The organism is Microbacterium sp. Soil_C_42, from assembly GCF_057656735.1.
The window spans coordinates 1-1,107 of the sequence record NZ_JBDGJU010000085.1 but is presented as its reverse complement, the minus strand read 5'-3'; the positions used below and the strand labels follow the sequence as shown (position 1 = coordinate 1,107).

Annotated in this window: 1 protein-coding gene; it reads left to right on the top strand. The window is 67.4% G+C overall.

Features of this window, described 5'->3' with window-relative positions:
- Positions 1–116 precede the first annotated feature (116 nt).
- The coding region (locus AC3A46_RS19490) for an IS481 family transposase (protein WP_487666695.1) at positions 117–1,107 on the top strand (991 nt) is incomplete at its 3' end.

Here is a 1,107-nt window from a genome sequence, read left to right as displayed (position 1 = left end):
TGTGATGTCCAGGGACGTTGTTGCGTGAATCGCGTGTGATCTGCTGACGGGCGAAGGCCTCCCGTTGCGAGAGTGGAGCTGTCTAGGAACCGCTCACGCATCACAGGAGGCCTTCGTTGTCCCACGCTAACGCTGCTCTGACCCCGCGCGCTCGTCTGCGGCTGGCCAAGCTCATCGTCGAGGAGCATTGGCCGGTCGCCGTCGCGGCGAAGATGTTCATGACCTCACCGCCGACGGCGCGCAAGTGGGCGGCCCGGTTCCGGGCCGAAGGGCCCGCGGGAATGATTGACCGGTCCAGCCGGCCGCGCTCGATGCCGACCAAGACGCCGCCCGCGACAGTGAAACGGATCGTGCGGTTGCGGTGGCGTCGGCGGCTGGGGCCGGTGCAGATCGCCGGCGAGCTCGGCGTTCCCGCCTCAACGGTGCATGCGGTGCTGGTGCGGGCCCGGATCAACCGGCTCAGCCACATCGACCGGGTCACCGGCGAGCCGATCCGCCGCTACGAACACGACCATCCCGGATCCCTGATCCACGTCGACGTCACCAAGTTCGGCAACATCCCCGACGGCGGCGGCTGGCGCTACGTCGGCAAGCAGCAAGGCAAGAAGAACAAGCAGCGCGCCGCCCGCGCCGGCGCCGGATACACCGAGAAAGGGCATCCCAACATCGGCACCGCGTTCCTGCACACCGTCATCGACGACCACTCCCGCGTCGCCTACGTCGAGATCTGCAGCGATGAGCGCGCCGTCACCGCGATCGGCGTGCTCGAACGCGCGGTCGCATGGTTCGCTGACCGCGGCGTCACCGTCGAGCGAGTCTTGTCCGACAACGGATCGGCCTATCGCTCCCACGCCTGGAAAGACGCCTGCGCCATGCTCGGCATCCGACACAAACGGACCCGCCCCTACCGCCCGCAGACGAACGGGAAGATAGAACGCTTCCATCGCACCCTCGCCGACGGCTGGGCCTATGCCCGCTTCTACCCCTCAGACACCGAGCGTCGCGCCGCGCTGCCCGGCTGGCTGCACTTCTACAATCAGCACAGGCGCCACTCCGCCATCGGAGCCCCACCCTTCAGCAGACTCAACAACCTGCCTGGACATCACA